Source organism: Pseudobutyrivibrio ruminis AD2017 (genome assembly GCF_000424305.1).
In the GTDB taxonomy this organism is placed as follows: Bacteria; Bacillota; Clostridia; order Lachnospirales; family Lachnospiraceae; genus Pseudobutyrivibrio; species Pseudobutyrivibrio ruminis_B.
Genome location: NZ_AUJQ01000003.1, coordinates 405,561 through 412,152 on the forward strand (window position 1 = coordinate 405,561; position 6,592 = coordinate 412,152).

Annotated in this window: 6 protein-coding genes; 1 reads left to right on the forward strand and 5 read right to left on the reverse strand. The window is 40.0% G+C overall.

Annotated elements, in window-relative coordinates:
• Positions 1-54 precede the first annotated feature (54 nt).
• From G611_RS0101675 to G611_RS0101695, 5 genes are all read right to left on the reverse strand, one after another.
• Positions 55-657 (reverse strand): AAA family ATPase, encoded by a 603-nt coding sequence (locus G611_RS0101675; protein WP_028242133.1) that lies wholly within the window; start codon positions 655-657, stop codon positions 55-57.
• A 36-nt stretch (positions 658-693) separates the two neighbouring features.
• Complete coding sequence (locus G611_RS13570; RefSeq protein ID WP_051195005.1) at positions 694-1,347, reverse strand: hypothetical protein; 654 nt, start codon at positions 1,345-1,347, stop codon at positions 694-696.
• Positions 1,332-2,840: a TrkH family potassium uptake protein gene (locus G611_RS0101685; RefSeq protein ID WP_028242134.1), complete on the reverse strand. Its 1,509-nt coding sequence runs from the start codon at positions 2,838-2,840 to the stop codon at positions 1,332-1,334. Before G611_RS0101685 ends, G611_RS13570 begins: the two co-directional genes overlap by 16 nt.
• A gap of 6 nt (positions 2,841-2,846) precedes the next feature.
• Positions 2,847-4,235, reverse strand: a complete 1,389-nt coding sequence (trkA, locus tag G611_RS0101690; protein WP_028242135.1) for a Trk system potassium transporter TrkA — start codon at positions 4,233-4,235, stop codon at positions 2,847-2,849.
• Positions 4,236-4,311: 76 nt separating this feature from the next.
• Complete coding sequence (locus G611_RS0101695; protein ID WP_028242136.1) at positions 4,312-4,812, reverse strand: hypothetical protein; 501 nt, start codon at positions 4,810-4,812, stop codon at positions 4,312-4,314.
• Positions 4,813-4,944: 132 nt separating this feature from the next.
• Between G611_RS0101695 and guaA the strand changes: the two genes are divergently transcribed.
• Positions 4,945-6,492 carry a glutamine-hydrolyzing GMP synthase gene (guaA, locus tag G611_RS0101700; protein WP_028242137.1) on the forward strand — a complete coding sequence of 516 codons (1,548 nt, stop codon included), beginning with the start codon at positions 4,945-4,947 and terminating at the stop codon, positions 6,490-6,492.
• The last annotated feature ends 100 nt before the right edge of the window (positions 6,493-6,592 follow it).

Below are 6,592 nucleotides of genomic sequence, written 5' to 3' on the forward strand. Positions count from 1 at the left end.
ATAACAAATTATTGAGAGCGTAACAACCAAGTAGCTGTCTTTTTTCACTATTTTTTATTCTGGAAATGCACCGGCTAATTCACATATAGTTTTTACGCACATCTCTTCACCAAGAGTTCCGCTATCTAGGATAACATCATATTCTCTGAAATCACCCCAGTTTTTATCTGTGTAATATTTGTAGTAAGTTTTACGCTGCTTGTCCTTCTTTGCAAGTCGCTTTTCAATGCTTACATTTTCAATGTTTTCATAGCGCTCTAACACACGTTTTTTTCTGTGCTCCATATCAGCATGAATCATTACATTCATGCAGCGGATGCCTTCTTTTCTAAGGATGTAGTCGGCACATCTACCTACGATAACGCAAGGTCCCTTAGCTGCACAATCAAGGATTACTTTCTTTTGAGCTATAAAGATTTCATCCTGTGGGCTTTGGAAATACATTGTTCCAGCTGCTGAAATGTCAAACCACATAGCAGTGGAAGATGTGTATTCGCCCTGAGTTTCTATAAGTTCCTTTGCGTAGCCGCTTTCAACAGCCACACGATTAACAATTTCACCGTCATAAAATGGGATGTTTAACTGTTTTGCAACAGCTTCTCCAATGCTATGACCGCCGCTGCCAAATTCTCTCGAAATAGTAATTACTGGATACATAGTGGGTTCCCTCCAATCATTATTCTTATCTATAGTTTATAGAAAACTAGATAAAAAGTCAAAAAGAGTCTGATTTATCTGATTATTAACGCAGGCCCCATTTTCTGCATATTCTCCACTGTCTCCACATATATCAACGCCGATTATTTGACGGTCTTTTGCAATATCTTTTAGCAAATCAATCATTTCATCTATTGTCATATCGCCCTGGTCCCAGTCAGTGATGGCATAGTCCTCAGACAACACGTCCTTATCAATGGATATGTAAAGGGGGATATCTTTATCTATAGTGTTGATATCAGGCATTTCGCCTACGCCAAATGTGTATACATTCATAAGATTGCCAAGTGTTTCTTTGGCCTCTAGCACCCATCCTCCGCAGGAGGTAATCTGCCCAAAGCTAGGTGGCTGATCATCAGGATGATGGTCGAATAGAATAAGATTAAAAGGTGTTTTAATCTGCATCAGCCAAAGTAGGCTAAGGTAGTGATAGTTTCCTGAATCGATGAAATGAATGCCATTTAAAGAAGCAGCCTCCATTCTTTCTAGAAGCTGCTCCTTCGCATAGTCATCCAAATAACAGCGTGTACCCTCAAGGTCACGACAGTCTATAATACTAAGATTTTCATTTGAATTGTAGAATGACTGATGCTCGTAAGCATCAGTCATTTTGATTATTGTGGTTTGCATTTTAATACTTTACCTGCATTTTTTAATTCTTTATGTTTGTGTGTTGAGAATAAATCTGTCCAAATGTTAGGGTGGAAGAGCATTAGTATTGGGAATAATTCAAGTCTTCCTGCTAACATGTCAAATATCAACACAATCTTTGAAAGGTCTGAGAAGAAAGCAAAGTTTGAAGCTGGTCCAACCATGCTTAATCCAGGACCGATGTTACTCATTGTAGCAATAACTGCAGTAAATATAGTTGAAAAATCAAGGTTTTCAAAGGACAAGATAAATACGCTGATGAAGAAAATCAACATAAAGGTTCCAAAGAAAACGTTGTTGGAACGGATTGTTTCGTGGTTAACTGGTTTTCCATCCATCAGTGTCTTTCTAACGCTACGAGGATGGATGTAGCTGATTAATTCCTTGTGTACAGCCTTTCCCATAAGAACGAAACGAGATACCTTAATACCACCACCTGTAGAACCTGCACAAGCACCGATAAACATCAGAAGTACAAGTACGCAGCGGCTAGTCTGTGGCCATACAGCAAAATCTGCTGTAGAAAATCCTGTAGATGACTGAATAGATGTAACCTGGAATGCGGCCTTTGTCAATGCATCAAAAAGTCCTGCGCTACTACTAAGTGTGTTGACGGTAATGATACCTATTGATAATGCAGTAAGGAATGAATACATTCTTACTTCTTCCATTCTGAAAGCATCTCTTGCGTGATGGAAGAGCATGTAATAGTAAAAGTTAAAGTTAACACCAAAGATAAACATGAAGCAAGCGATAATCCACTGACATGCTACGTTAAAGCCTGCGCAGCTGTTGGCGTATATTCCAAATCCTCCTGTACCTGCTGTAGCAATACCTGTGTTGATTGCTTCAAATGGAGTCATGCCCGCTATCAAAAGTAAAATGATTTCAAGGGCACAAAGTCCTAAGTAGATAAGGTAAAGCATCTGAGCTGTGTTCTTAAGCTTTGGAACCAGCTTTCCAACAGATGGACCAGGTGATTCGGCTTTCATCAGATTGAACTGAGAACCATCGCCACCGGCCAGTGGAATAACTGTAAGCAGGAACACCAAAACTCCCATACCACCGACAAGGTGTGTAAAGCTTCGCCAAAACAGTGATGCATGGCTAAGAAGCTCAACATTATCCAAGATGGATGCACCAGTTGTGGTAAAACCAGAAACAGTTTCAAATAACGCATCGATGTAATGTGGTATCTCATCACTTAAATATAATGGAAGAGCTCCGATTGCAGAAAGAGCAACCCATGAAGCACCAGTGCAGAAGAAGCCTTCCTTTAAGTAGAATGAAGATTGCCTTGGTTTAAAATAGCTATTTAAAAATCCAATAATAAGGCATGGAACAGCGACTACAGCGTAATCTATCCATACACCTTCGTGGTAAATTATAGCAACGATTATAGGGAGCATCAAAAAGATTCCCATAAATCCAATTACATATCCTAATATAAAACGAATTACGGAATGATTCATATCCGACTACCTCAAAGTATCAAGTATTGTGGCAAAGCCTGTGTGTGTGGTAACAACCATAACTGTGTCACCAACTTCAATTGTATCTGAACCGCTTGGAATAATGATTGTACCATTACGGTTGATGAATGCGATAAGTACATTGTCCTTAAACTGAAGTACCGAGAATGGTACGCCTACAGCCTTTGACTTCTCACTAATATTGAATTCAATAGCCTCAACCTTCTGATCAAATAAGTGATATAAAGTGAGTATATCATCTCCATCACCAGATGCGCTCTTAGCACGTACATAAGCGATGATTGATTCGGCAGTGATATGACGTGGGTAAATCACTGAACCTAAATTCAACTGTGAGAGTACATTATCAAAATTGATTCGATTAACCTTTGTGATAACCTTGGCATTGCTAACCTGATTAGCATATAAAGTAAGAAGAATGTTTTCTTCATCAATTCCTGTAAGAGGAACAAAGCTTTCTACGTATTCGATGCCTTCCTCGCGAAGTAATGCTTCATCGCCACCGTCACCGTTAATGATAGTGGCCTTTGGAAGTGCAATAGAAAGCTCCTCGCAACGTTCCTTGCTTCTTTCTATAATACGTACGTTGATTTTTGCCTGAAGTAGAAGCTTAGCTAAATAGAAGGAAGCTTTACCACCACCAACAATCAGACAATCCTTAACCTGTCTTGTCTTGAAACCAATTTCATTAAGGAAGGTACGGGCGAATCTTCTGGCGCCTACAGCTGATACGATATCATTTGCCTGCAATACAAAATCACCAGTAGGAATAACTACATCGTTTCCTCGTTTAACTGCAGAGATAAGCACCTTGCTGGTAGTTGCAGATGATAAGTCCTTAATTGTAAGGCCATCTAATATGTTACCTTCTTCAATTTTGAACTCAACAAGTTCAGCCTGACCATGTGCGAATGATGAAACCTCTAGAGTAGATGGAAGAGAAAGGATTGATGATATTTCTCTTGCAGCCTCAAACTCAGGGTTAATAACCATTACAAGGCCAAGCTTTTCCTGAAGATATGAAATTTCCTTTGAATAGTCTGGATTTCTAACTCGTGCGATAGAAGCACAATCACCTACCTGCTTTGCGATAGTACAGCAGAGGAGATTAAGCTCGTCAGAGTTAGTAACAGCGATAATAAGGTCAGCGTCCTTGATACCAGCCTCTACCTGAATGCTGTAGCTGGCACCGTTACCCTGAATACCCATGATATCGTATAGATTTGTGAGATTATCAATTCTGTCTTGATCTTTATCTATAACAACTATATCGTGGCCTTCCTTTGAAAGGCGGTCTACTAATGTACGACCTACCTTACCACAACCAACGATAATAATTTTAAGACCTCTTTTTGAGGATTTATCAAAAAACATTATCTTGCCTCCAATTATTTTATGGTATACAAAAATACCCACTCATACTCTAGTCCAAAAGAGGCAAAAGTGCAAGCTAAATTCTTACATCTACCTTACGAGTTATTCTTTTAGCAACTTCATAAACATCCTTTAAGTATTTTGAGTCCTCAGTAAAGAAGTTATCAAACTTTTTAGCAGAATAGTTTTTAGCGGCATTCTCATATAGGGACATGGTTCCATCCTTATTTACAGTAATTCCTATTTTCTGTAACTCGGAAGCATATTCACTATTAATGTTTTTAAGTTTATTAACAGCATTTTTGACAGCGGTGTCATTTTTACCGTAAGTAGTCGCAGATGTGATAGCGTTATTCATAGTGTCGGTAAATGCCTTCAGCTTTTCCTGGGTCATTGCATCAGTTGAGCCTTCAAAGTCGTAATCCTGCAGCTTTCTAATAGCAATGCGAAGCGCACTTGCATCAGCCATTGAAAGAGTGCCTGTAGGACTACTGTTTCTAGCTGTACCGTGAGACACTGATGAATAGCTATTATAAAACAATCTTAAGCTTAACGAATTAGTTACACTTATGCTCATAGATACTCCTTTAGATATATTGCTATATATTGTATCGAATGAAATCCTATTTATATTAATGTTTTTAGTTGAAGAATTTAAAAATTTAATCTATACTTTAGAAAAATTACAACAAATTAATAAGGAGTATCTATGAACCAGGAGAAAGTCATTGTTATCGATTTTGGCGGACAGTACAATCAGCTTGTCGCTCGTCGCGTCAGAGAATGTAATGTCTACTGTGAAATCTATTCTTATCGTACCCCGCTTGATGAAATTAAAAAGATGAATCCTGCAGGCATTATTTTGACTGGTGGACCAAACTCTTGCTATGAGGATGGAGCACCTACTTATACTAAGGAACTGTTTGAACTTGGCGTACCAGTACTTGGTCTTTGCTACGGCGCACAGCTTATGATGCATGTGCTTGGTGGTAAGGTTGAAAAGGCACCAGTTCGTGAGTATGGTAAAACAGAAACCTTTATTGACGGAGCTTATGATTCTTTATTCGCAGGCGTGGATAAGTCAACAATCGTATGGATGAGCCACTTTGATTATATTTCTAAGGTAGCTCCTGGATTTGACATCCTTGCTCACACAGCAGATTGCCCTGTTGCAGCAGCAGGCTGTGAGGACAAAAAGCTTTATGCAATCCAGTTCCATCCAGAAGTACTTCACACTGTACAGGGTAAGGAAATCTTATTCAACTTTGTTCGTAACATCTGTGGAACTGAAGGCAGCTGGCGCATGGACTCCTTTGTTGAGCATACTATAGAAGAGATTCGTCAGCGTGTAGGTTCAGGTAAAGTGCTTCTTGCGCTTTCTGGTGGTGTTGATTCATCAGTACTTGCAGCACTTTTAGCTAAGGCTATTGGAAAGCAGCTTACTTGCGTATTCGTAGACCACGGCCTTCTTCGTAAAAACGAAGGTGACGAGGTAGAGTCAGTATTTGGCCCTGCTGGTTCTTTTGATATTAATTTTGTTCGTGTAAATGCAGCACAGCGTTACTACGCTAAGCTTGCTGGCGTTACAGAGCCAGAGCAGAAGCGTAAGATTATCGGTGAGGAATTCATCCGTGTATTTGAGGAAGAGGCTAAGAAGATTGGTACTGTAGACTTTCTCGCACAGGGAACTATCTACCCAGACGTTGTTGAATCAGGTCTTGGTGGCGAATCAGTAGTTATCAAGTCTCACCACAACGTAGGCGGTCTTCCTGACTATGTTGATTTCAAGGAAATCATCGAACCACTTCGCAATCTTTTCAAGGACGAAGTTCGTAAGGTTGGTTTAGAGCTTGGGCTTCCTGAATACCTTGTATTCCGTCAGCCATTCCCAGGCCCAGGCCTTGGAATCCGTATCATTGGTGAAGTTACAGAAGAAAAGGTTCGCATCGTACAGGATGCTGACTATATTTATCGCACTGAGCTTGCTGAGGCTGGCCTTGAGAAGCTTCCAGATCAGTATTTTGCAGCTCTTTCAAACATGCGCTCCGTAGGTGTTATGGGCGACGAGCGTACATACGACTACGCAGTAGTCCTCCGTGCCGTTGAAACAGTAGACTTCATGACAGCCGAAGCTTCCGAAATCCCATTCGAAGTACTTCAGCGTGTAATGAGCCGTATCATCAACGAGGTTAAGGGTGTTAACCGCGTAATGTACGATCTTACTTCTAAGCCACCAGGAACTGTGGAGATGGAATAGAATATTATGTTAACGGGCAACGGAAATTATCCCTTCGGGGGCAAATTCTGTTATCCAGTATTAATTGAATATAAAATAAAAGAAGACCTTTGGCATGAGC

What these genes read in the sequence shown, in the direction of transcription:
- guaA (WP_028242137.1), top strand. Translation starts at nt 4,945, where the DNA reads ATGAACCAGGAGAAAGTCATTGTTATCGATTTTGGCGGACAGTACAAT.
- G611_RS0101675 (WP_028242133.1), bottom strand. Translation starts at nt 657, where the DNA reads ATGTATCCAGTAATTACTATTTCGAGAGAATTTGGCAGCGGCGGTCAT.
- trkA (WP_028242135.1), bottom strand. Translation starts at nt 4,235, where the DNA reads ATGTTTTTTGATAAATCCTCAAAAAGAGGTCTTAAAATTATTATCGTT.
- G611_RS0101695 (WP_028242136.1), bottom strand. Translation starts at nt 4,812, where the DNA reads ATGAGCATAAGTGTAACTAATTCGTTAAGCTTAAGATTGTTTTATAAT.
- G611_RS0101685 (WP_028242134.1), bottom strand. Translation starts at nt 2,840, where the DNA reads ATGAATCATTCCGTAATTCGTTTTATATTAGGATATGTAATTGGATTT.
- G611_RS13570 (WP_051195005.1), bottom strand. Translation starts at nt 1,347, where the DNA reads ATGCAAACCACAATAATCAAAATGACTGATGCTTACGAGCATCAGTCA.